Annotated in this window: 19 protein-coding genes and 4 tRNA genes; 8 read left to right on the plus strand and 15 right to left on the minus strand. The window is 35.1% G+C overall.

All coding sequences use genetic code 11. The features are described 5' to 3' along the window. Positions 1 to 118: 118 nt before the first annotated feature. The 5 genes from DWY01_RS11495 to DWY01_RS03850 all read left to right on the plus strand — a co-directional run bounded on the left by DWY01_RS11495 (position 119) and on the right by DWY01_RS03850 (position 1,251). Positions 119 to 268, plus strand: coding sequence for a hypothetical protein (locus DWY01_RS11495; protein ID WP_158553651.1), 150 nt, complete (start codon positions 119 to 121; stop codon positions 266 to 268). Between the two features lie 653 nt (positions 269 to 921). Continuing rightward, positions 922 to 997, plus strand: a tRNA-Val gene (locus tag DWY01_RS03835). Between the two features lie 6 nt (positions 998 to 1,003). Continuing rightward, positions 1,004 to 1,087: transfer RNA gene (locus DWY01_RS03840), tRNA-Tyr, on the plus strand. 5 nt (positions 1,088 to 1,092) lie between these two features. Continuing rightward, positions 1,093 to 1,168, plus strand: a tRNA-Gln gene (locus DWY01_RS03845). A gap of 9 nt (positions 1,169 to 1,177) precedes the next feature. Further along, positions 1,178 to 1,251 (plus strand) — tRNA-Gly (locus tag DWY01_RS03850). A gap of 53 nt (positions 1,252 to 1,304) precedes the next feature. On the opposite strand, the gene DWY01_RS03855 is transcribed toward DWY01_RS03850, so the two are convergent. From DWY01_RS03855 to DWY01_RS03880, 6 genes are all read right to left on the minus strand, one after another. Next, complete coding sequence (locus DWY01_RS03855) at positions 1,305 to 2,198, minus strand: alpha/beta fold hydrolase (RefSeq protein ID WP_117993361.1); 894 nt, start codon at positions 2,196 to 2,198, stop codon at positions 1,305 to 1,307. Between the two features lie 99 nt (positions 2,199 to 2,297). After that, positions 2,298 to 2,507: a hypothetical protein gene (locus DWY01_RS03860; RefSeq protein ID WP_003864747.1), complete on the minus strand. Its 210-nt coding sequence runs from the start codon at positions 2,505 to 2,507 to the stop codon at positions 2,298 to 2,300. Positions 2,508 to 2,558: 51 nt separating this feature from the next. After that, positions 2,559 to 3,872 (minus strand): MATE family efflux transporter, encoded by a 1,314-nt coding sequence (locus DWY01_RS03865; protein ID WP_117993580.1) that lies wholly within the window; start codon positions 3,870 to 3,872, stop codon positions 2,559 to 2,561. Positions 3,873 to 3,927: 55 nt separating this feature from the next. Then, positions 3,928 to 4,869 carry an L-lactate dehydrogenase gene (locus DWY01_RS03870; RefSeq protein WP_117993363.1) on the minus strand — a complete coding sequence of 314 codons (942 nt, stop codon included), beginning with the start codon at positions 4,867 to 4,869 and terminating at the stop codon, positions 3,928 to 3,930. 11 nt (positions 4,870 to 4,880) lie between these two features. Then, the gene (locus tag DWY01_RS03875; RefSeq protein WP_117993366.1) at positions 4,881 to 6,239 is read right to left on the minus strand and encodes a sodium-dependent transporter; all 1,359 of its coding nucleotides are present in this window, start codon (positions 6,237 to 6,239) and stop codon (positions 4,881 to 4,883) included. Continuing rightward, a complete protein-coding gene (locus DWY01_RS03880) occupies positions 6,236 to 7,021 on the minus strand; it encodes a glycosyltransferase family 8 protein (protein ID WP_117993368.1) in 786 nt (261 codons plus the stop codon). The genes DWY01_RS03875 and DWY01_RS03880 overlap by 4 nt, the downstream gene beginning before the upstream one ends. Positions 7,022 to 7,099: 78 nt before the next feature. Between DWY01_RS03880 and asnA the strand changes: the two genes are divergently transcribed. Further along, positions 7,100 to 8,107, plus strand: a complete 1,008-nt coding sequence (gene asnA / locus DWY01_RS03885) for an aspartate--ammonia ligase (protein WP_117993371.1) — start codon at positions 7,100 to 7,102, stop codon at positions 8,105 to 8,107. A 10-nt stretch (positions 8,108 to 8,117) separates the two neighbouring features. Here asnA and DWY01_RS03890 read toward each other — a convergent pair whose 3' ends face one another. The 3 genes from DWY01_RS03890 to DWY01_RS03900 are packed head-to-tail and all read right to left on the minus strand — an operon-like array spanning position 8,118 to position 16,459. After that, positions 8,118 to 8,405, minus strand: a complete 288-nt coding sequence (locus tag DWY01_RS03890; protein ID WP_117993373.1) for a hypothetical protein — start codon at positions 8,403 to 8,405, stop codon at positions 8,118 to 8,120. A gap of 48 nt (positions 8,406 to 8,453) precedes the next feature. Beyond that, positions 8,454 to 12,347, minus strand: a complete 3,894-nt coding sequence (gene rpoC, locus DWY01_RS03895; protein ID WP_117993376.1) for a DNA-directed RNA polymerase subunit beta' — start codon at positions 12,345 to 12,347, stop codon at positions 8,454 to 8,456. An 8-nt stretch (positions 12,348 to 12,355) separates the two neighbouring features. Beyond that, positions 12,356 to 16,459 carry a DNA-directed RNA polymerase subunit beta gene (locus tag DWY01_RS03900; RefSeq protein WP_371412813.1) on the minus strand — a complete coding sequence of 1,368 codons (4,104 nt, stop codon included), beginning with the start codon at positions 16,457 to 16,459 and terminating at the stop codon, positions 12,356 to 12,358. A gap of 244 nt (positions 16,460 to 16,703) precedes the next feature. Between DWY01_RS03900 and DWY01_RS03905 the strand changes: the two genes are divergently transcribed. Then, positions 16,704 to 17,411, plus strand: coding sequence for a hypothetical protein (locus tag DWY01_RS03905; RefSeq protein ID WP_147332156.1), 708 nt, complete (start codon positions 16,704 to 16,706; stop codon positions 17,409 to 17,411). A gap of 17 nt (positions 17,412 to 17,428) precedes the next feature. Here DWY01_RS03905 and DWY01_RS03910 read toward each other — a convergent pair whose 3' ends face one another. Continuing rightward, positions 17,429 to 18,730, minus strand: coding sequence for a DHHW family protein (locus DWY01_RS03910; protein WP_117993383.1), 1,302 nt, complete (start codon positions 18,728 to 18,730; stop codon positions 17,429 to 17,431). Positions 18,731 to 18,739: 9 nt separating this feature from the next. Then, positions 18,740 to 20,152 (minus strand): MBOAT family protein, encoded by a 1,413-nt coding sequence (locus tag DWY01_RS03915; RefSeq protein ID WP_117993386.1) that lies wholly within the window; start codon positions 20,150 to 20,152, stop codon positions 18,740 to 18,742. A 151-nt stretch (positions 20,153 to 20,303) separates the two neighbouring features. Between DWY01_RS03915 and DWY01_RS03920 the strand changes: the two genes are divergently transcribed. Then, complete coding sequence (locus tag DWY01_RS03920; protein WP_117993388.1) at positions 20,304 to 21,512, plus strand: L-serine ammonia-lyase, iron-sulfur-dependent, subunit alpha; 1,209 nt, start codon at positions 20,304 to 20,306, stop codon at positions 21,510 to 21,512. Between the two features lie 32 nt (positions 21,513 to 21,544). On the opposite strand, the gene DWY01_RS03925 is transcribed toward DWY01_RS03920, so the two are convergent. From DWY01_RS03925 to DWY01_RS03940, 4 genes are read right to left on the minus strand one after another with little or no spacing between them, the layout of a single operon-like run. Beyond that, positions 21,545 to 22,195: a CBS and ACT domain-containing protein gene (locus DWY01_RS03925; protein ID WP_117993391.1), complete on the minus strand. Its 651-nt coding sequence runs from the start codon at positions 22,193 to 22,195 to the stop codon at positions 21,545 to 21,547. A 6-nt stretch (positions 22,196 to 22,201) separates the two neighbouring features. After that, a complete protein-coding gene (locus tag DWY01_RS03930) occupies positions 22,202 to 22,906 on the minus strand; it encodes an ABC transporter ATP-binding protein (protein ID WP_117993583.1) in 705 nt (234 codons plus the stop codon). Positions 22,907 to 22,913: 7 nt separating this feature from the next. Further along, the gene (locus DWY01_RS03935) at positions 22,914 to 23,693 is read right to left on the minus strand and encodes an ABC transporter ATP-binding protein (RefSeq protein ID WP_117993393.1); all 780 of its coding nucleotides are present in this window, start codon (positions 23,691 to 23,693) and stop codon (positions 22,914 to 22,916) included. Next, positions 23,690 to 24,646, minus strand: a complete 957-nt coding sequence (locus tag DWY01_RS03940; protein WP_117993396.1) for a branched-chain amino acid ABC transporter permease — start codon at positions 24,644 to 24,646, stop codon at positions 23,690 to 23,692. The genes DWY01_RS03935 and DWY01_RS03940 overlap by 4 nt, the downstream gene beginning before the upstream one ends.

Below are 24,646 nucleotides of genomic sequence, written 5' to 3' on the forward strand. Positions count from 1 at the left end.
ATACAATAAAAAACCTATGTCCTTACGAAAAGGTATAGGCTTTTGTCAACAATCTGAAAGCTCCCAATGGGAGCTTTTCTTTTTGTGTGATATAATTTAGTTTATTAGGAGGTCATTTATGAACAAAAACATTGTTTCATCTATCTTATATCTAATTGCAGCCATCTGCTTATTTATATTCGCCTATAACCTGGCTTATACATTCCTATATATAGGTATCTTATTTTTAGCCATCGCAATAATCTATTCAAAGAAGGTTAAAAAATAATGAAAAGAAAAAACTGCAACACATGGCTATATACCATCTGTATCACCTTGATAGCCGTGGTGTTTGGATTCATATCTTTTATACCTTTAAACATTGAATTTATTAAACCATTTATCGTTTACTTCAATCCAACAAAGCTATTATCAAACTTGCCACTGTGGATTTTTACAAATTGCATTATTGCACTTTATTCACATTCTGAAAAAACAGCAACATTGAATACGACATTATTTAACATTATTTGTTTTGTTAGTTATTCACTATTCTCTACGATTCTTACACACACAATGCCAAAAGATATATTTCTAACATGGACAACATTCACTATAGTGTGGGCAATCTTTAGTTATTTAGTTTTCTCAGCCAATCGACAAGATACAAAAGGCTGGATTCTTTCAACAATTCTTTTAGCCATTTTATTCAGTACATGCTTCACATATACAGAAAACACAATATCAAGCACTACCATATTGAATTTTTTGCTCTATGTATTCCTTGTTGTTATCCTTTATAAAGGAACAAAAGAAACATTGATTATAGTCGTTTTATCTATTATTTTAGCCTTAATTTTAAACAAATTTAAAATTCAAATAATTTTTACAAAAAGTGCTTGCATTAATTTAAACTCAGTGCTATTATAAATAGGCACTTACGGAGGTTTAGCTCAGTTGGGAGAGCATCTGCCTTACAAGCAGAGGGTCAGCGGTTCGAGTCCGTTAACCTCCACCATATGATGGAGAAGTAGCGAAGTGGCTAAACGCGGCTGACTGTAACTCAGTTCCTTTCGGTTCGGCAGTTCGAATCTGTCCTTCTCCACCACTTATTGGGGTATAGCCAAGCGGTAAGGCACAGGACTTTGACTCCTGCATTTCCCTGGTTCGAATCCAGGTACCCCAGCCATTATTTGTTGCAGGTGTAGTTCAATGGTAGAACTTCAGCCTTCCAAGCTGACTACGTGAGTTCGATTCTCATCACCTGCTCCATGTAAAACTTAAGCTCGCATATGCGAGTTTTTTTTATCCAAAATACCAAGGAACTAATCCTTGGCATTTTTTATAAATTCATATATATCCTCGTAAATCATTTGATTCTCTTTTTCATTTAAGATTTCATGCTTTAAAGTCGGATACAATTTACTAGATACATTCTTATATCCAACACCCATTAAAAATTGTTTCAATTGTTCAAATCTATCCTTTCCCTGAATGACCGGATCTTCTTGACCTGCAATCATAAGTATTGGTAAATCCTCATTTTTAACATTCCAATTTTTTTTATCAAAAGCTCTAATCATTAATTGAAATAAATTAATAAACCCATTTGTTGTAAACAAGAATCCACATAATTCATCTGCTTCATATCGATCAACATTCTCTGGATTTTTACTTAACCAACGATTTTCTGTTTCATAACCCGCAAAAGCCATCTTATTCAATAAACCATTGCCTTTCTTTTCCTTATAGAAAGGCTTTATTATTTTAGCTAATGCTAAACCAAGACTTGCTGCCGAATTTTCTGTTGGAGGACCACACAAAATCAAACGACGAATATGCGCATCATATTTTTTTAAGTAACAACGAGCTACCAATGTTCCCATGCTATGACTGAACAAAGTAACTTCTAATCCAGGATACGTATCCTGTACATATTCTGTTACTTGAAATAAATCATCCACGATATAATCGGCATTTTCAGTATAGAAATATCCATAGTCATTCTTTGATTTTACACTGCTGCCATGCCCTCTATGATCATGAATCACACAAATATAGCCACGATCATTTAAATACTGCATAAAATCAAAATAGCGCTCCTTATGCTCTGCCATCCCATGTGAAAACTGTATGATTCCTTTTGGATTCTCACACTCCATAATCGCAATCTCTAACTTTAATCCATCTTGTTTTGATGTAATTTTCTTAATTATCATATTATTGTACCTACATATCTTTCTTGTACTCATTGTATCAAATATATAATTACCAAAACTATACAAAAACAAAAAAAAGACCATTTTCTAATGGCCTAACTAGTTTTCACTAATTTCTACTTTTACTTTGTGATCTGCTTCTACATCAAAAGTAATCTTTGCGAAGTCATCTAAATGATTTGTGACAATATTATGAACCTGATCAAATACTTCGTCCTCTTTTTCTTCAGACTTGCAATCATATTCAATAGATGTAACTGTATGTTTTTTAATTTTTACATCTTTTAATTCTTCTAACATTGATTTCATAGTTATCTACCTCGATATTAGTCTATCACTTCTTAAATCCAGTTGTCAAATTTATGCATGAAGCCAATCGACCTTATGATAATAGATAAAGAAAGTTATACTCGATAAAGACCATGTAATTGGATAAATCCAATATACACACCAAATATTGTGAATCAGCATTCCCATAATTGTAAGGCCTGCAACACGCACAAAGCACCAACAAACCATCATGACAATCATTGGAACCATTGACTTTCCAGCTCCTCTTAAAATAGCCGACACACAATGTGAGTATGCCAATAGACAGAAGAAGAAAGCACTCGTTTGTCCACGCAATGTACCAAATTGAATAACCTCAGGAGTTGCATCAAAGGCAGCAATAAATTGTGAACCAAAAACAAAGATAATCACACCAATAATTTCTGCCAAAATCATTGAACACATCATACCGAACTTAGCACCCTTTAAAACACGATCATATTGACGAGCCCCAAGATTCTGTCCTACAAAAGTTGTAAGTGCCATAGTAAAACTTGTGATTGGCAAGAACGCAAAGCCCTCAATCTTAGAATAAGCTCCACAGCCTGCCATCGCCATATCACCAAATGAATTGATATTCGATTGAACAACTACGTTCGCTAATCCAATAATTGAATTCTGAAATCCACTAGGCAAACCATACTTTAAAATTTCACCTAGATATTCCTTATGAATTTTAATCTTGGATAGAATAATACGATGTGTTCCTGTTGTCGTCAACAATAAATACAGACAAAGACCAGCTGAAATATATTGCGAAATAATGGTAGCCGCTGCAGCCGATCCAACTCCCATTTTAAGTACTGCAATAAAGAATAAATCTAATACAATATTTACAATACTTGAAACAATCAAATAATAAAGTGAATGCTTACTATCTCCAACCGCTTGTAGTATACCTACAAAAAAGTTATACATAATCGAGCCAAAGGAACCTAAAAAATAAATTTTAAAATACGTAACCGAAGCTGCCATTACGCTTTCGGGTGTCCCCATCCAACGAAGTAAAGTAGGTGTAAAAAAGATTCCCACAAGTGTCATAATAAAGCTTACAATCAATCCAAACGCAACCGTTGTATGAATCGCATTCTGCATACGTTCAATTTCTCGAGCACCAAAATATCGTGAAATAACAACACCAGCACCAATCGCGACTCCATTGAAGAATCCAATCATCAAGAAAATAATATTTCCACTAGAGCTAACGGCCGCAAGTGCCTGACTTCCTAAAAAATTTCCAACAATCAAAGAATCCACTGTATTGTATAATTGTTGAAAAAGGTTACCTAATAGTATGGGTAACGCAAAAAATATCATTTGTTTAGGTATGGAACCAGAAGTCATTAATTTTTGTCCTTGTACCAACCTTAACACCTCCTATACTAAAAGAAAAGGAAGTTTAAACTTCCTTGTAAAAACTTTGTAGATGACTACAAGAAGAATCAAACTGAGCTTTTTCATCCTCTGCCATTTCAATTTCGACAACCTCTTTGACACCTGTCGCATCAATAATTGCCGGAACACTTGTATATACTCCGTTTTGTCCATATTGACCATCTAAATATGTAGAAACAGGAAGCACTACAGATTCATTGAACATCAATGCACGAACAATTCTTGTTGTACTTGCCGCAATACCGTAACAAGTATTTCCTTTTCGGTTAAAAATTTCCCAGCCATCCTTCTTAACCGCTTCATGAATGCTGTCAAACATACTTTCATTCATACGAGTTGGATTATCTTTAATGATTTGGTAAATATCTTTACCACCCACACGAACTGTACTCCATGGAATCATTTCACTATCTCCATGCTCACCTAAAACATACGCATGAATACTCTTTGTATCCACATCAATGCAATCGGCAATATGGCATTGTAAACGAGCTGAGTCTAGTAATGTACCTGAACCAATAATTTGATTTGCAGGTAAACCAGAAACCTTATATGCTACATATGTCATAATATCTACTGGATTTGAAACAACCACAATAAATCCATTAAAACCATTTTCCATTGCACTTGAAACAATACTTGTAACAATTTTTGAACTTGATTTTAAAGCCACTAAGCGATCGTTTTCCTTACCCATTGGAGCACTTGCTGTAATCACTAAAACATCTGCATCTTTACAATCTGTATAATCTCCTAATTTAATCTGCATATTACGATTCATAAAGGCAATACTATGAATCATATCCAAAGTTTCTCCTTTGGCTCTTTCGGTATTCATATCAATTAAAACAATTTCATCACAAATCCCTTGGTTGATCATGCAAAACGCTGTACTAGCACCTACATTCCCTGCACCAACGATTACTACTTTTCTTTTTTTGATCATAACTGCTCCTCCTAGAAAAATTTAGAGATATATCCCTGTATAAATATTACCAAAATAATAACAGGAATGATATATGAAACATAGAAACATACCTGTTTAGGAAAAGAAATTCCTTCTCCACAATTGGCTTCCTTCAAAAAGTTTTTAAATCCCCATCCATATTTGGATGAACAAAATAATACATAACATAAGGAACCTAATGGAAGTAAATTATTTGATACAATAAAATCTTCTAAGTCTTGAATCGTTGAGCCAGCACCCATTGGCTGAATAAAGGACAATACATTAAATCCTAATGCGCAAGGTAATGACAATACAAAGACAAGCACAAAGCTTACTTTGATGGTTTTCGCATGGGACCATCCTGTCCACTCCATTGTCATTGTGACAATATTTTCAAATACCGCAATAATTGTTGTCAATGCCGCAAAGCTCAAGAACAAGAAGAATAAGGCTCCCCAAAGATTGCCAAACTTCATATTCGCAAAGATATTTGGTAAAGTTTGAAAAATCAATCCGGGACCTTGTCCAGGATCCACATGATACGCAAAGCATGCAGGAATCACAATAAAGCCTGCAACCAATGCAACAAACGTATCTAAACAAACTACTGTAATGGCTTCCGAAGTTAACTTTTTACTCTTATCAATATAGCTGCCAAATATCGCAATGGCACCAATACCTAAACTCAAAGTAAAGAAGGCCTGACCCATTGCCGCAAATACAACTTCAGATACATTTTGCATCTTTGAAAAATCTGGCAACACATAGAACTTAACACCTTCCATTGCTCCTGGCAAAATTAATGAGCGAACCGCTAAAACTAACATCAATCCCAATAGACACAACATCATATATTTTGATACTTTTTCTACCCCATTCTGCAAGCCTTTTGAACAAATGAAAAAGCCAATACATACAACGATAAACATCATGCCAACTTGAATCCATGGATTTGCCAACATCACACCAAACTCACTATTAATTTGAGTTACATCTAAGCCATTAAAATCACCTATCAACATCTTGTAGAAATAATAAAACAACCAACCACACACCGAAGTATAAAACATCATCAATATATAGTTTCCTGCCATAGCTACATACTTCATAAAATGCCACTTTGAGCCCTTAGGCTCTAACACATCAAAAGATAAGGCAGCACTTTTTTGACTGGCACGACCTACCGAATATTCCATAACCATTACTGGCAATCCTAATATAACTAGAAAAAATAAATAAATTAAGACAAAGGCAGCACCTCCATATTGTCCTACAATATATGGAAAGCGCCAAACATTGCCAATTCCGATTGCGCATCCTGCGCTAATTAAAATAAATCCTAAACGATTTGAAAACCTATCTCTCATTTTTCCAACTCCCTATAAAAACAATCTAAACATCCTATATATTTGCCATTCCAAGGCTTCATTCTTCCACAATAATGTATGATAACACTATTCTTTTTCACCCAATCAAGATCTATCCTACTTCTTGGATTTCTTAAATTATAGAAATTCATCATTCTTTCACTCAAATTATATTTACGATAATCTACTAGTTTTGTCTTATCCCCATATAAAGCAGTCAATACATCTTGATCAAAGAGTACAAGCTTCTTCTTATATTCATTGACATAATCTAAAATATCTTGTTTATTCAATTGTTCGCGCAAAGCCTCTAAATTCATCAACAATACACCTGTATTAATATATGGTACATCTTCTTTTAATCCCAATCTTTTCGCATTTAAATGCGTCATGTTCTCACTTACATGACTAGATGCGATATAAAGATTATCTTCAAAAGCCATGTTATACAATTCCCTTAAACTTTGAATCACAACAATATCCACATCCAAATACAAAATACGATCCAATGTATCTGGTAATAAATCCGATGCGAATAATCGATAATAGATTTCTAATGGATATCGAGAGGAAATAGGAAATTCTTTAAACTCTTCTTCCTTCACTTCGATAAAATGAAAAGAACACTCTAAAAAGGAATTTCTTAAATCATCCATGTGTTTTTGATGCAAATCATGATACAAAATATAGAAGTCAATATTCTTGTCAAAACGAATAATGGAACGTATACATGTCTTTGTCAAATCTATGAATTTGGCATTAATTGAAAATAAAATGTTCATAAAATGATTTTATCATAAAATTTATTGAAAATCTTTTCATTATTTGTGATACAATACTTACATTAAGGAGAGGATTATATGAAACTTATTATACCTGAAAACTACGATCCAGTATTAACTGTTCGAGAAACGCAAGAAGCTATTAAATATATTCGTGATACATTTCAATATGAATTTGGTAAAGAATTAAATCTTTCAAGAATTTCAGCACCTTTATATGTCACACAAAGTTCAGGATTGAATGATAACTTAAATGGTACCGAAAAACCCGTATCTTTCACTATGAAAGAATTGCCTAACGAACAAATGGAGGTTGTACACTCCTTAGCAAAATGGAAGCGTATGGCTTTAAAGAAATATGGTTTTAAATTACATGAAGGCTTATATACAAATATGAATGCCATTCGTAAGGATGAAGAATTGGATAATATCCACTCTGCTTATGTTGATCAGTGGGACTGGGAGAAAGTCATTTCTAAAAATGAACGTACAAAAGAAACATTAGAAGCTCATGTACGTACTATTTTTAAAGTCATTAAACATATGGAACATGAAGTGTGGTATAAATATCCTCAGGCTGTAAATCATTTGCCAGATGATATCTTCTTTATCACTAGTCAAGAACTATTAGATATGTACCCAAATCTAAATGCGAAAGAAAGGGAGAATGCGATCACAAAAGAGCATGGATGCGTTTTTGTTATGCAAATTGGTGACAAGCTATCGAACAATGAAAAACATGATGGACGTGCACCCGATTATGATGACTGGACATTAAATGGAGATATTTTATTTTGGTATGAACCTTTACAGAGCGCACTAGAAATTTCATCTATGGGTATTCGTGTTGATGAAGATACTTTGTTAGAACAGTTAAAAAAAGAAAATTGCATGGAAAGATGTGAACTTCCTTTCCATAAAGCCATTTTAAACAAAGAACTTCCATATACTTTAGGTGGTGGAATTGGTCAATCCAGACTATGTATGTTGCTACTAAAAAAAGCACATATCGGAGAAGTCCAGGCTAGCTTATGGCCTCAGGACATGATTGATACATGCTTAAAAAATAATATTCAAATCTTGTAGGACAATTGTCCTACTTTTTTATTATCGTTCCATTTGAATTGGATGTATAATGATCAAATTTTAAATCAGATACACTACATCCTTCTAATTCGATATTTCCATCACAAACAGTAATATAACCATCTACATTTTGTTGATACCCATCATATATAAATGCACCATCAAATAACAGGCCATCCATAATATTATGTTTTATATCAATATCATCACATACAATACTAACAGTACATTGATTTTTCTTTGTGCTGTTTTTTAAATATGTATAATAGGCTCTTCCTAAATCAAAATATTTTTCCATACAATCTCCTAAAGAAAAGGAATAGGCATATACCTACTCCTTATGTTCTTATTCTTCAGATTGGATGTCCATTGAACCGTTATCTGTAGTTTCAGCATCTTGTAGAATTGATTCTTCTACAGAAGGTTCAGTATTGTCCATTACGTCCATATCATCAGAACCTGATACTAATTTATCAAATTTGTCAGCTTCTTCACTATGAACTTCATTCATACGAGCAATACGTTTATCACGAAGTTCTTTTGCCTTAGCCGCAACAATTAAGTTCTGTGGACGATCACCTTGGCAACCAGTACCTGCTGGGATCAATTTACCTATGATAACATTTTCTTTCAAACCAATTAAGTGGTCAACCTTACCTTTGATTGTCGCATCTGTAAGTACTTTTGTAGTTTCCTGGAAAGAAGCGGCAGATAAGAATGAATCTGTTTCAACAGAAGATTTAGAAATACCTAATAATACAGGCTTGAAAGTAGCTGGAGTTTTTCCACTTAATAAAGCATCACGGTTGATTTTAGTGATGTTATTCAATGACAATTGAACACCAACATTTAAATCAGTATCTCCACTATCTACAACGATTACTTTCTTCATCATCTGTTTGATCATTACTTCCAAGTGCTTATCGCTGATTTCGATACCTTGGCTTTGGTATACCTTCTTAACTTCCTTCAAGATATAGTCTTGAACTTCACGTACACCAGCAACACGTAACAATTCTTTTGGATCTAATGGACCTTCAGTTAATGCTACACCGGCTTCAATCTTAGCTCCGATTTGAACCCATGGACGCATTGACTGGTTCGCATTGATTTTATGAGAAACACTTTCGTGTTCATTTGTGATAATAACTTCTTGGCGCATTGTTCCTTCAATACGTTCGATTGAAGTGATTTCACCAGAAATTTGCGCAATTACCGCAACACCCTTTGGACAACGTGCTTCGAACAATTCTTCAACACGAGGCAAACCTTGAGTGATATCTTCGGCACCGGCACCGGCAACACCACCAGTATGGAATGTACGCATTGTTAACTGTGTACCTGGTTCACCGATAGATTGGGCAGCCATGATACCAATAGCTTCACCGACTTCTACGTCTTTACCAGTAGCCATGTTACGTCCATAACATTTACGACAAATACCTAAACGAGACTTACAAGTAAATACAGAACGGATATACATTCCTGTAACACCTGCATCAACGATTTTCTTAGCTAATTCATCTGTGATAAATTCATCACTCGCAATAATTAATTCACCTGTGTTAGGGTCAGTTACATCTTGTTTTGAATAACGACCTACTAAACGATCCTGTAATGGTTCGATAACAGAGTTTGTTTTACGATCCATTAAAGTTTCAATCCAGTAACCCTTATCTGTACCACAATCGTCTTCTTTGATAATTACATCCTGAGCAACATCAACTAAACGACGAGTTAAGTAACCAGATTCGGCAGTCTTCAAGGCAGTATCGGTTAGACCTTTACGCACACCGTGAGTCGAGATAAAGAACTCACTTACGTTCAATCCTTCACGGAAACAAGAATAGATAGGAACTTCTATGATGGTTGGAACATATTCACCAGCACCAGCTTTAGCGTGACCTGGTTTCGCCATTAAACCACGCATACCAGCTAGCTGAGTAAAGTTTGACGCGTTACCACGGGCACCAGAAGTCGCCATCATGTTGATTGGGTTTTTACGAGGCAAGTTGTTCATCAATGATGTAACGATCTTGTCTTTTTGATCATCCCACATCTTAGATAAGTGACGTTCCCATTCTTCCATTGTCAACATACCCTTACGTTGTAAGTGTTTTAATTGATCGGCTTTTACGCGACCCTCATCGATATATTCATCTTTGTGAGGAGCCACTTCGATATCAGATAAGGCAACAGTAATACCTGCCACTGTTGAATATTCAAATCCTAATGATTTGATTTGGTCAAGAATTTCAGCTGTTTGATCTGCATCATAACGTTTGAAGACCTCGGCAATAACCTTACCTAAATCTTTTTTCTTAACCGCATCAACTAAAGGCATTGCTTCGATATATTCTTTAATGTTTTGTCCTGGAGCTACAAAATATTTATCAGGCGTACGGATAAAGTTTTCCTTAGAAACTTCATTGATATAAGGAAAATCTTCAGGGAACATTGAGTTGAATACAATCTTACCAACAGTTGTAATTAAATAATCATTTTTATGTTTTTCATCAAATGATGTTTTATGCATATTGCATACAGGCAATGCGATACGAGTATGAAGGTGAACCTGTTTTGACTGATAAGCCATCATAACTTCATCTTCGTCTGTATATACATGACCTTCATTTTCACCAAAACGGTGCCAGTGTGCTGCTTCTAATGGACAGCCAACTTCTTCGTAGTGTTTTGCTTCTGCATAGAATTCGTCTTTAGTTTCTTCCATTGTTAAATAGAAGTTACCCATAACCATATCCTGTCCTGGCGTAACGATTGGTTTACCGTCTTTTGGACCTAAGATATTGTGAGAACCTAACATCATAACTAATGCTTCGGCACGAGCTTCTTCTCCTAATGGAACGTGGATGGCCATCTGGTCACCATCGAAGTCGGCGTTGAACGCTGTACATACTAATGGGTGAAGACGCATTGCACGTCCTTCAACTAATTTAGGCAAGAAGGCCTGAATACCCAAACGGTGTAATGTAGGCGCACGGTTCATCAATACTGGATAGCCATCGATTACTTTTTCAACAACATCCCAGATACGAGGGTCACGACGTTCGATTAATTTTTCAGCATTTTTAGGATTTTGAGCCAATCCTTGATTTACGATTTCATTGATAATAAAAGGTTTAAATAAGTTAACTGCCATTTCACGTGGAATACCACATTGATACATTTTCAAATCTGGTCCTACGGCAATTACGGAACGACCTGAGAAGTCAACACGTTTACCTAATAAGTTCTGACGGAAACGACCTTGTTTACCCTTTAATGAGTGTGATAATGATTTTAATGCACGTCCACCAGCACCTGTGATAGGTTTTGAACGACGACCATTATCAATTAAAGCATCTACAGATTCCTGTAACATACGCTTTTCGTTTTGTACGATAATATTTGGAGTTCCCAAATCTAACAATTTACGTAAACGATTGTTACGAGTGATAACACGACGATATAAATCGTTTAAGTCACTTGTCGCAAAACGACCACCATCCAATTGAAGCATTGGACGTAAATCAGGTGGTATTACCGGAATGTTTGTCAGAATCATCCATTCTGGTAAATTTTCACTGTTACGGAATGCATTGATTGTATCTAAACGCTTGATTAATTTCTTACGTTTTTCTCCTTGTGCTTTTTCAAGAGCATCTTGTACTTCTTGATATTCAGCTTCTAAATCAACATCCTGCAATAAGCGAAGTACAGCTTCTGCACCTGTTTGAGCTGTAAATCCTGTTGAACCATAAATAGCTTGGTTTTCACGGAATTCACGTTCAGAAAGAATTTGTTTATATGCTAAACCAGATTCTTTTGGATCTGTAACAATATAGCTTACGAAATATACGACTTCTTCTAATTGTTTTGGTGTTACATCCAACAACAATGCCATACGGCTAGGAATACCACGTAAATACCAAATATGAGCTACTGGTGCAGCTAAATGGATGTGACCCATACGTTCACGTCTTACGCTTGCTTTTGTGATTTCTACACCACAACGATCACAAACAACACCTTTAAAACGTACTTTTTTATATTTACCACAAGCACATTCCCAGTCCTTAGTTGGACCGAAAATGCGTTCGCAGAATAAACCATCACGTTCAGCTTTTTGTGAACGGTAGTTGATTGTCTCAGGCTTTGTTACTTCACCATGACTCCATTTTAAAATCGTTTCTGGACTCGCTAAGCGAACCTGAATCGAGGCAAAATTGTTAATACTCATATTTTATACTACGCCTCCTCTTCTTCGTTATTCTCTTCAATATCGTCTACTAACTCTTCCTTTTGTGTTTGTTCTGGTAAAGGTTGAGCTTGACGAACATCCTGGTCATCATCATCTAGTGTGATGTCAACCTCGTTATTGTTTTCATCTAACAAACGAATATCGATTGCTAAACCTTGTAATTCGTGCATTAATACACGGAATGATTCTGGAACTCCTGGTTCTGGAATATCTTTACCCTTAATGATAGCTTCATAAGTCTTGATACGACCTTGAATATCATCTGATTTAATTGTCAAGATTTCTTGTAATGTGTGGGCAGCACCATATGCTTCCAATGCCCAAACTTCCATTTCTCCAAATCTCTGACCACCATTTTGAGCTTTACCACCCAATGGCTGCTGAGTAACTAAAGAATATGGACCTGTAGCACGAGCATGCAATTTATCGTCAACCATGTGGGCCAACTTGATCATGTACATTACACCAACACTAATACGTTCATCAAATGGTTGTCCAGTTTGTCCATCGTACAATACCTGTTTTCCATCGACAGTCATGCTAGCTTCGCGCATTACATCCTGTAAGTCTTCATTTGATAAACCATCAAATACAGAAGTAGAGAATTTAACACCTAATTTACGAGCTGCGTAACCTAAGTGGATTTCTAAAATCTGTCCAATGTTCATACGAGAAGGTACACCGAATGGGTTCAACAAGATATCTACTGGATGTCCATCAGCCATAAATGGCATATCTTCGATAGGTAAAATCTTAGAGATGACACCTTTGTTACCGTGACGACCAGACATTTTATCACCTTCAGAAATCTTACGTTTCTGAACGATATATACTTTAACACGCATATTTACTCCAGGAGGAAGATCCGATCCATCTCCACGTTTAAATACACGGATAGAATGAACAATACCAGCACCACCATGAGGTACTTTTAATGAATTGTCACGAACTTCACGTGATTTTTCACCAAAGATTGCCAATAATAATTTTTCTTCAGGACTAACTTCACTTTGTCCTTTTGGAGTAACCTTACCAACTAAGATATCTCCTTCTTTAACTTCGGCACCAACCATAATGATACCGCTAGAGTCTAATTTACGAACAGCTGCTTCACCAACGTTAGGAATATCACGAGTGATTTCTTCTGGACCTAACTTAGTTTCACGGCAATCAATATCATATTCTTCTACGTGGATTGAAGTATAAACATCATCACTAACCATACGCTCTGACATGATGATGGCATCCTCGTAGTTATATCCATGCCATGTTGTATATGCGATAACAACGTTTTGACCTAAAGCCAATTCACCATTTTGCATACTTGGACCATCGGCTAAGATATCACCTTTTTCAACCTTTTCTCCAACTTCTACGATTGGACGTTGGTTGATACAAGTACTAGCGTTTGAACGAGCAAATTTACGTAATTGATAAGTGTGGTTTTCACCTTCATTATCTTTTACAACAATACGCAAGCTGTCTACATATTCAACAACTCCATCTTGTTTTGCGACAATACCAACACCTGAATCCTTCGCAATTTTATATTCAATACCAGTACCTACATAAGGTGAATGTGGAACTAATAATGGAACGGCCTGACGCTGCATGTTGGCACCCATTAAGGCACGAGACGCATCATCGTTTTCCAAGAATGGGACACAGGCAGTCGCTACAGATACGATTTGTTTAGGACTGACGTCGGCAAGTTCTACTTCATTACGGTCAGCGATGATAGTTTCACCAGCCTTACGAGCTACGACACGTTCATTTACTAAATGACCATCACGAACCTCATTGGCCTGAGCAATTACATAATCTGCTTCTTCATCTGCACTTAGATAAACTGTATCTTCACTAACTGTACCATCCGCATTTACCTTACGGTAAGGCGTTTGGATAAATCCATATTCATTGATACGAGCATATGTTGTTAAGTTGTTGATCAAACCGATGTTTGGTCCTTCTGGAGTCTCGATTGGACAAATACGACCATAGTGAGAGTTGTGAACGTCACGAACTTCAAAACTTGCACGGTCACGGCTGATACCACCCGGACCTAAGGCTGAAATACGACGTTTGTTTGTCAACTCAGCAAGAGGGTTTTGTTGATCCATGAACTGTGATAACTGCGAACTAGAGAAGAATTCTTTAATTGCAGCTGTCAAAGGACGAATATTTGTCAATTTTCTTGGAGTTAAGCTATCCATTTCCTGAATTGACATACGTTCTTTAACTACACGTTCCATACGAGATAAACCAATACGGAATTGGTTTTGAATCAATTCACCAACAGAACGAATACGACGGTTACCTAACATATCGATATCATCTGTTGTTCCTACACCTTCCATAACATTTAAGCTATATGAGAAGAATGCATACATATCTGAAACTGTAATTGTATGTTTGTTAGCGAATGGATCGTTTCCTGCAACACGTACTTCATCACCATTTTGATCGATGATATATACTTCCTGCACACAAGCACCAATCAACCATGCTGTGATATCTTCACTTAAAGCACGTTGTTTTACTTGCATTTCAACATCGCTATCAACTGCATCTGGAGTTACGCCAACTGTATAACGGTTCGCAACTAATTCCATATCTGCATCTACAATATCTTCACCTTGAGCATTTGTTAAACGTCCAAGAGCATATAAACGTTGACCATAGTTAAATACAGAATCCATATTTTCAGCAGTTAATTTAACTGGCTGTGCAAACAATCCTGCATAAATTTCTACTTCTTCAACAACCTTTTGAATTGCTAAAACATCTTGTTCTGTTAAAACTGTACCAGCATCTAAATATGCATCCTCAGTTTCAACATCATTAGCTAAAACACGACCAATTAATCCTGTTGTCCAGCTTGTTGGAATAGAAACGATATCTTCTTCATGGAATTCTGAACGGAATGGGTAAGCAACACAATAAGTACCCTTAGCCAATTCTTCACGTAATGCATTTCTTTCATCACGGTGAACCACAGTACCTTTTTCCATGAATACATTGCCATTTACATCCACAATGTCATGAGCTAGTGTCATACCTGCCATACGATCGATCGCATTTAATTTTTTACGTAATTTATAACGACCTGCCTTTGTCAAGTCATAACGACGGTGATCAAAGAACTTAGCCTGCATCAAAGTGATTGATCCATCTAATGTAGGGATTTCATCACTTCTTTGGTTTTCATAGAAAGAAAGCAATGCTTCCTGAGTTGTTTTTACTTTATCATTCAATAAAGAATTTTCAATCTCTTCATATTTTCCAAAGAAAGCAGTGTACAACAACAAATACATATTCATGTATTCACGATCTTCCGCATCTGTCGCAACATCCGACCAGTTACGTCCCATTGCACGAAGGAATGTTTCCATCATTGTTGTATCATGAGTATCTTCGTTCACTCCGATATTTAAAGACATACCGATTGCCTTAAATAAAATACTGAATAAAACTTTACGACGACGGTCAATAGAAACATTGATCAAACGTCCATTTGTAGTTTTCTTTTGTTCAGTCATGAATTCCAACCAAGTACCACGACTTGGAATTAATTCACAGCTGAAATTTTGTTTTCCTGTTTTTTCATCATAGCTATCTGCAAAATATGCACCAGGAGAACGAACAATCTGACTAACGATTACACGTTCTGCACCATTGATGATGAATGTACCAGTTTCTGTCATTAAAGGGAAATCCCCTAAATATACTTCTTCGCTTTTTGTTACAACTTCCCCAGTTTCTGAGTCTGTAACTTCCAATTCCATATCAGCATAAAGAGGTGCTGCAAAATTGCATTCTCTATACATTGATTCTTCTGCGTTATATTTTGGTTCTTCAAAATGATAACGAAGGAAATTTAAACGAATGTTTTTTCCATAGTTTTCAATTGGATAGATTTCTTCAAATACTTCTTGGATACCCTGTTGCGTAAACCATTTAAATGAATCTGTCTGGATTTCGACAAGATTAGGTAACTCTAATTTACCACTAACCTTTGAGTAATCTCGGCGGGAAGACTTTTTTCCACACGAGACGATACGATATGCTTTGTTGTTGTCCATGCATGCCATCCTTTCGTTCGAATTTGTACTATACTAGGCAGTTTTCATCTGAAAACTTACACTATTATGCAATTTATTATACTACTAGTAAAACCACCAAATGTCAAGAAAAACTTGACAAAATCATGAAAATGGGTTATAAATATTGCCTATCCCTTTTAAGCACCTGCCCATATTAGGTGCTTTTTTTCTTCATCCATTTTGACAACCCTTTTGATTACGCATACAATATAGAAGTTTAAAGGAGTTTCCAATGAAAAAAATATTAACCCTAATAATAACTTGTTTTTTATCTCTTTCCCTTTCAGGATGTTCAAATTCAAAAAACAATGAAGACATTCTCGCCTTCTTCAACGCGTTAGATAATACATTGAATCTAAAAAGCGCCCAAATCAGTGGTACCCTCGATATGAAAGATTCAAAATTGAATGTTGATGCCCAAATTCTTCAAAAAGAAGATCTACAAGTTGCTAGCAATATTGGACTTGTTGCTGGCAAAAATGTCCAAAATAATTTCTTAAACTTTTATATCAAAGATGGAAAAACCTATTTAAATTCCATGGGCACAAAAACACAAAGTACAGTCGATAAGATTGGACTTAAAAAGAATTCAAAATTAAATGCCTATAATCCCTTCTTAGATTTAACCGACGATGAATTGTGTGAGTTATTTGACTCTTCAAAAAAGGAAAATGATACATACACATTTAAAGTCAACACATCAAAATTAGCCACTCTTCTAGATAACATGGGATCAGTAAAACTAGATAACGCAACACTTGATGCTACGATCAAAAACAAAAAAATATCACACATGATTTTAAGCTTTACAGGTAAACAAACTGTAGATGAAGCAAGTGCAAATATTGATATTTCAATCGAACTTAGCATCAAAAAATTAAACAAGATCAATTTTCCAAATGATTTAGATTCATATACAAAAGAAACTGCAGAAGATTAATTCCTCTGCAGTCTTTTTTATTCACCAGCACGAGCCATCTGATCAAATTTAGATGCAACTTCTGTACTACCAATAATTGACATGTTATTTTCAAAAATAACATCATCAATTTTATTTTCTTTACAATAATCGACAATATTAATATTTGTATATCTAAAATCCGCGATATATACCGTCTTATAATGATCGACTAAGAATGGTGCAAAACTGTTTCCATAGGATTCTTTAACCAACAAAACAGATTTTCCTTTTTTCTTCTTAGGATTCTGAATGATACTCAATGGCTTATCCCCACCAATGAAGCAATAATATCCTGAACTTGCTGACCAATCACTTACATCCGCAATTACGTTATAATCGATTTTATTGCCATTCTCATCCCAATACACCATGTCATTTGTTGCATGTGGAATATAGGCATCTACATAATCTGGATTGGCCTCCATTTCAGGAAGTCGCAATTGATCATACGCTGTTCCAAGGAATGGTTCAAATCTTTTCTTTTCAAAACTATCTAGCTTTTCAGGTTTCCATCCCTTTTCCTTACAGAATGCCTTATAAGCTTGGTACGCACCTAAAGCCGTCCAGTGATGATCCGTTTTAAAATACAGATACTGATCCTTTGCCTTTTCAATATAAGAATATGCATCAATACCCGTCACATTTTTATAGTTATTATAATAATAATCTATAGCTTGTTTCATATCAGAACCACCTAATTTTTTAAGTTCTTCATCGGATAAAACCACCGCATTATTTGGAACTAATAATGAATATACATTTGATGTTCCTTTTAATCTTTTTGCGAAATGATTCAAAGCCTTGATATAGATATCCGCAGAATTTTGGGTGAAATAATACATACTATAAGCAGCACCATTTTTTACATACATGCTTGATAAAATTTGATTCTGCATATCCTCATCAAAGGAATAATTATCCGGAACTTTAACTGTTTTAACTTCCTTAGATGCTTTTTCATCCGTAGGAATTGCATCAGCTTCCTTCTTAGTTCCGACCACCATTGTATCCTGGTGGATACCATAAACATTCTTCATATTTTGAGATACAGACATCAATGAATCTCGCATTGGATATGTATCTGAATACCAAGTAGAAATCTCACTAAAATATTGACCATTTAAAAATGTAGTCATTGTAAACTTTGGAAACTCTGTTAGTTTTCTTTTCTCAAGAACACTCGTAGATGGCCTTGCAAAAAAAGCAGCACCTGTAATACACCCTGTAAACATCAGACATAAGCACAAAATAACAGAGATCAGTTTCGTCAAAATTCTAAATTGTTTCTTTTGTTTCATAACTGCCCCCTAGAATTGGAAATATAAAAACGGATTATAGCTATTTCCTAATAAAGCCAATACCGAAATAAGCATCAACACAAATGGCAATATTGCATCAAAAATAGAATACAATACCATCACCACATCATTTTTATTTGATGTTTTCAATAAATACTTATGTAGTGATCTTCCCAAAGTTGTACAAGCCAACATTGAAAATACTAAGAAGAATATATTACTTAAAAATACTGTTTTAACATCCATACTATAGAATCCGGCAGATCCAATTCCAAACATGCCTAATAAAACAGCTCCTAATTGTGATAAATCAGAATATTTAAATATAATCCATCCAAAGAAAATAACTATCAAAGTATAGACATGTTTCCATTTATCTGGAATTCGATCCTTAATATAGAATTTTTCTAGCAATAGGAAACACAAATAATATAATCCCCATAAAATATAATTCCAGCTTGCTCCATGCCACATACCCGTTAAAAACCACACAACAAACATGTTTCGAATCCATTTTTTCTGACTGACACGATTTCCACCTAATGGAATATACACATAGTCTCTAAAAAATGAACTTAAAGAAATATGCCATCTACGCCAAAAATCCTTAACGCTTTTAGCAATATATGGATAGTTAAAGTTTTCTAGATAATGGAAACCAATCATTCTTCCCATTCCAATAGCCATATCTGAATATGCTGAGAAATCCAAGTAAATTTGCAGCATATAACAAATCATAGCCAACCAGATTCCTAGAGCAGATTGTCCATGGATTCCCTCTATCCCTCCTGGAAGTAATGTATCTGTAATAGATGCACATGAATTCGCAAGAATAGCTTTTTTCGCCAATCCAATACTGAATCTTCTAAAACCATAAGCTACATCGTTAAAAGAAACTTTTCTGTTGTCGATTTCATTTTGAACCGTTTCATAACGCACGATAGGCCCTGCAATACATTGATGAAAAAGACTTGAATACAGCAACAATTTCCAATAATCTTCTTGAGGAGTCACTTCTTTTCTATATACATCTACAACATATGACAACAATTGGAATGTATAAAAAGAAATACCAATTGGCAAAATAATTGTTGGAACTTTTGAAGGCCAATGAATAAAAAACTTCAAGTTATTCAAAAAGAAACCAGTATATTTAAATATTGCCAACAAGCCTAATAAACAAATACATGCGACAATCATGTAAAGTTTCGATTTCTTTGAATCCTTCATTTTTAATGCAAAGTACCAACTAATAAAAGTCTCTAGCATTAGAAGCAACAAATATTTCGGTCCACCCCATGCATAAAAAATCAAACTGGATACTAATAAAACCAAGTTTTTCTTCTCTTTAGGAGCAAAAAAATAAACCACTAGATGTGGAGTGAAAAACGCAAACACAAATAATAAACTAGAAAATACCACAGTTCTCTCCCTTTCCCCTTATTTAATATCTTTAATCCTTTATATTCTATCATATTAGAATCTTAATTTTTATTAAAAAATATATAATTTTACATTATCACTTTTCTAAAAAATACCATATAATATATTAAGGTTCTGAAAGGAAAATGACATGCAAAGTATTAAGACAATTTATAAAATCGGACCAGGACCTAGCAGTTCTCACACCTTCGGTCCGATGATGGCTTCTAAGTATATCAATGAACAGTATCCAGAAGCTACAAATTTCAAAGTTACATTATTTGGATCTTTAGCTCTTACAGGAAAAGGACACCTTACAGATAAGATCATTTTAAAAACATTAGGTGCTAATAAATGCGAAATCATTTTTGATATGAAAACAGCCGTTGAGCATCCAAATACAATGATTATCGAAGTATTTGATCAAGATACAAAAATCGCTGAACATACATTCGTTTCTATTGGTGGTGGAAAAATTGAAATTGATGGTAAAAAAGGCAATGTAGATCCAGAAATTTATCCACACACAAAAATGGATGACATTCAAGTATATTGTAATGAACGTCATTTACGTTTGGACCAGTATATCGATGAAGTAGAAGACTCTGATTTTGATTCCTATATGAATCAAATCTTTAAACAAATGTTAAAAACTGTAAATACTGGATTAAAAAAGACGGGTGTTTTACCAGGAAGCTTAAAAATTGATCGTGTAGCTCACGCCTTACATCAATCTGCACAAAGCTGTGATGACATTCAAGACAAAAACAGCCTATTATTAAGCAGCTATGCCTATGCCGCTAATGAACAAAATGCGAGTGGAGGCATTGTCGTTACAGCACCAACTATGGGAAGCTGCGGCGTACTTCCAAGTCTTGTATATCATTTCTATCATGATCAAAATTATCCTAAAAAGACAATTATCCAAGGATTAAAAGTTGCTGGATTGATTGGCAATTTAATTCAGACAAACGCAACCATTTCAGGAGCCAAAGCCGGATGTCAGGCCGAAGTAGGTGCTGCCTGCTCTATGGGTGCTGCCTTTGTTGCCTATTGTCAGCTTCAAACAAACGAACAAATCGAATGTGCAGCTGAAATTGGATTAGAACACCATTTAGGATTAACATGCGATCCAGTTGGAGGATATGTAATGATTCCTTGTATTGAAAGAAATGCAGTAGCTGCACAAAGAAGCGTGGATGCCGCAAGACTTGCTAAATATTTACGTAATGTAAAAAAGAATCGTGTAAGCTTTGATATGGTTGTTAAAACAATGAATTTAACAGGTAAAAAGCTTCCAATTGAATTAAAAGAAAGTGCACTTGGCGGCTTAGCCGTAGTTGTACCAGAAAAAGCTTAAAGGCCTAATTCATGTGAATTAGACCTTTTTTTCTATTTATCACGAACAAAGCACTCTAATACTTTATAGCCTTTTCGCTCTAAATCTGCTTGTAAATCATCTGGTTCAGTAGTATCACAACGAATAACTAGATTGGCAATTCCACCTTCAAAGGAATACACACCAATATGGTTGATATTCACATTATTCTCAACAAAGATTTGGGATAATTTTCCAATCGCACCAATCTCATCTTTTACTGCAACCGTAATTCTTGAACCGACTTCATCCCATCCAAGAACATTCAAGAAACATTTAAACACGTCATTTTGCGTAACAATTCCTGTTACATCTCCCGATGCATTCGTGACTGGCAAACATCCAATGTTGTTTTTCAACATCTTCTGTGTTGCATATTCCATCAATTCATTTTCATCGACAGAAATGACTTTTTTTACCATCACTGTGCTTACAGTCGTTTTTGACAATAAATAATTTAATTCATATATGCTTAAGCTTGTCGCATTCGTTGTACCCGAATTAGAAATCATACCTTCTGTAATCAATCCAACAAGTTTTCCTTTTTCAACAACAGGAACACGGTGAATCCCCTTTTCCTTCATTAAATCAATGATTTGTGAAATCGTTGCATCTGGTTCAGCACATATAACATTTTTTGTCATATAATCCTTAACTTTAAACATACTTTATTATCCTCCTAGATATGCCTTTTGAACGTCCGGACTTTTCGCTAATTCTTCTCCAGTTCCTGACATTACAACTTTTCCAGTTTCTAAAACATAGGCACGATGCGCAATTGATAAGGCCATCTTAGCATTTTGTTCAACCAATAAAACCGTTGTTCCCGATTTATTGATTTCTTCAATAATATTAAAGATTTCCTTAACTAATATTGGAGCAAGCCCCATACTTGGCTCATCCAGCAATAGTAGTTTAGGCTTAGCCATTAAAGCACGCCCCATAGCTAACATCTGCTGTTCTCCACCAGATAAAGTAGAAGCATCCTGATTCATACGTTCTTTTAAGATAGGAAACTGCTCACAAACCTTTTCATAATCGCGTTTGATTCCATCCTTATCTTTTCGTAAAAAAGCACCCATCATCAAGTTTTCATATACGCTCATTCCTGTAAAAATACGACGACCTTCTGGCACCTGTGTTAAACCCATTTCAACAATATGTTTAGGATTGGCCTTCATAATTGACTCATTTAAGAACATGACATCGCCACTCGTCTTTTTTACAATGCCACTAATTGACTGCATCATTGTTGTTTTTCCTGCACCATTGGCACCAATTAACGCTACGATTTCACCCTCATTTACTTCTAGGCTAATACCTTTTAAAGCTTCAATTACACCATAATGCACATGAAGATCCTTTATCTCTAACATTGCCATATTAGATCTCCTCTCCTAAGTATGCCTTAACAACAAACTCATTTTGTTTAATTTCTTCAGGCGTACCATTCGCTATCATTTTACCATAGTTTAAAACATAAATACGCTCACAAATCTTCATAACCAAAGACATATCATGTTCAATCAGGATTACAGTTAATTTATATTTTTCTCGAATATGATCAATCAATTCCGTCAACTCTTTTGTTTCCTGCGGATTCATACCTGCCGCTGGCTCATCTAAATAAAGAATTTTTGGTTGAATTGCCAAGGCACGAGCAATCTCCAATCTTCTTTGTTTTCCATATGGAAGATTTGTCGCCAATTCATTTCTTAAAGAATACAATCCCACTTCTTTTAATAATTCTTCCGCCTTTTCTTCTACCCACTTTTCTTCTTTATAATATGAAGGTAAACGCAAAATTGCAGCTAATGTTCCATAACGAATATTTTTATGCATTGCAACCTTAACATTTTCTAAGACTGTCATTGATTTAAATAAACGAATATTTTGAAAAGTTCGTGCAACTCCTAGATTTGTGATTTTATAAGGCTTCAATCCACCAATCTGAATACTTTTATCCTGATCCATTAACTCAATCAAGCCACTACTTGGTTCATATACACCTGTCAACAAGTTGAATAATGTTGTTTTACCCGCACCATTGGGTCCAATCAAACCAATAAGTTCTCCTTCATTGATTGTCATTGATACATTAGAGACTGCACAAAGACCGCCAAAATTCTTTGTCAGATTTTTAACATTTAAAATAGTTTTCATGCAGATTTCTCCTTTCGCTTATCAAATAACTTTTTAAAAGATAATTCCTTAGTTCCTAAGATACCTGTTGGTTTAAAAATCATAATTCCAACTAGTGCCAAACCATAAATAATCATTCGAATTTCTGAGAAGTTTGCCAAAACGACATTGATAATACCAATCGCAACAGCTGCTAAAACACTTGATGTCATAGAGCCCATACCGCCAAATACGACCATAACTAAGATGTCAATTGACTTGTTAAAAGTAAATTGATCCGGTTTGATAACATAAAAATTACATGCGAATAAAGCGCCTGCTAAAGAAGCTAGTAATGCTCCAATCACAAAGGCAATAACCTTATATTTTGTCGTATTGATACCCATTGCCTCACTAGCAATTTCGTCTTCACGAATCGATAAACAAGCTCTTCCTGGAGCGGAATGTGTAAAGTTACAAACAACTAGAATAGAAATAACGGAACATACAAACAACAATGGAAATGTAGTTAATTTAGGAATTCCATTTAATCCGGCCGCTCCATTTGTGATTTCCATATTTTGCACTAGGATACGTACAATTTCCGCAAATCCCAAAGTCGCAATCGCCAAATAATCCCCTTTCAAACGCAATGTTGGAATAGAGACAATCAAAGCTACAATGGTTGAAAGTACAAAGCCAAGCAATACTCCAATAACTAAGCCCGTCATATTTGGCATCATTTTTACCATAATACCAGCACAATAAGCTCCAATACACATAAATCCAGCATGTCCTAATGAAAACTGGCCACATACACCAATAACTAAATTTAACGAAACAGCTAAAATAATATTAATAAAAATATTATACAAAGTAATCGCATAGTAAGATCCAATAATTCCAACTTTCATTAAAATGGTTAGAACTACAAAAGATACAATAGAAAGTAAAAGCCAAGCAAGATTTGCCTTATTCAATAATTCTTTACGCAT

Source organism: Eubacterium sp. AF22-8LB, from assembly GCF_003458715.1.
Classification (GTDB): domain Bacteria; phylum Bacillota_I; class Bacilli_A; order Erysipelotrichales; family Erysipelotrichaceae; genus Holdemanella.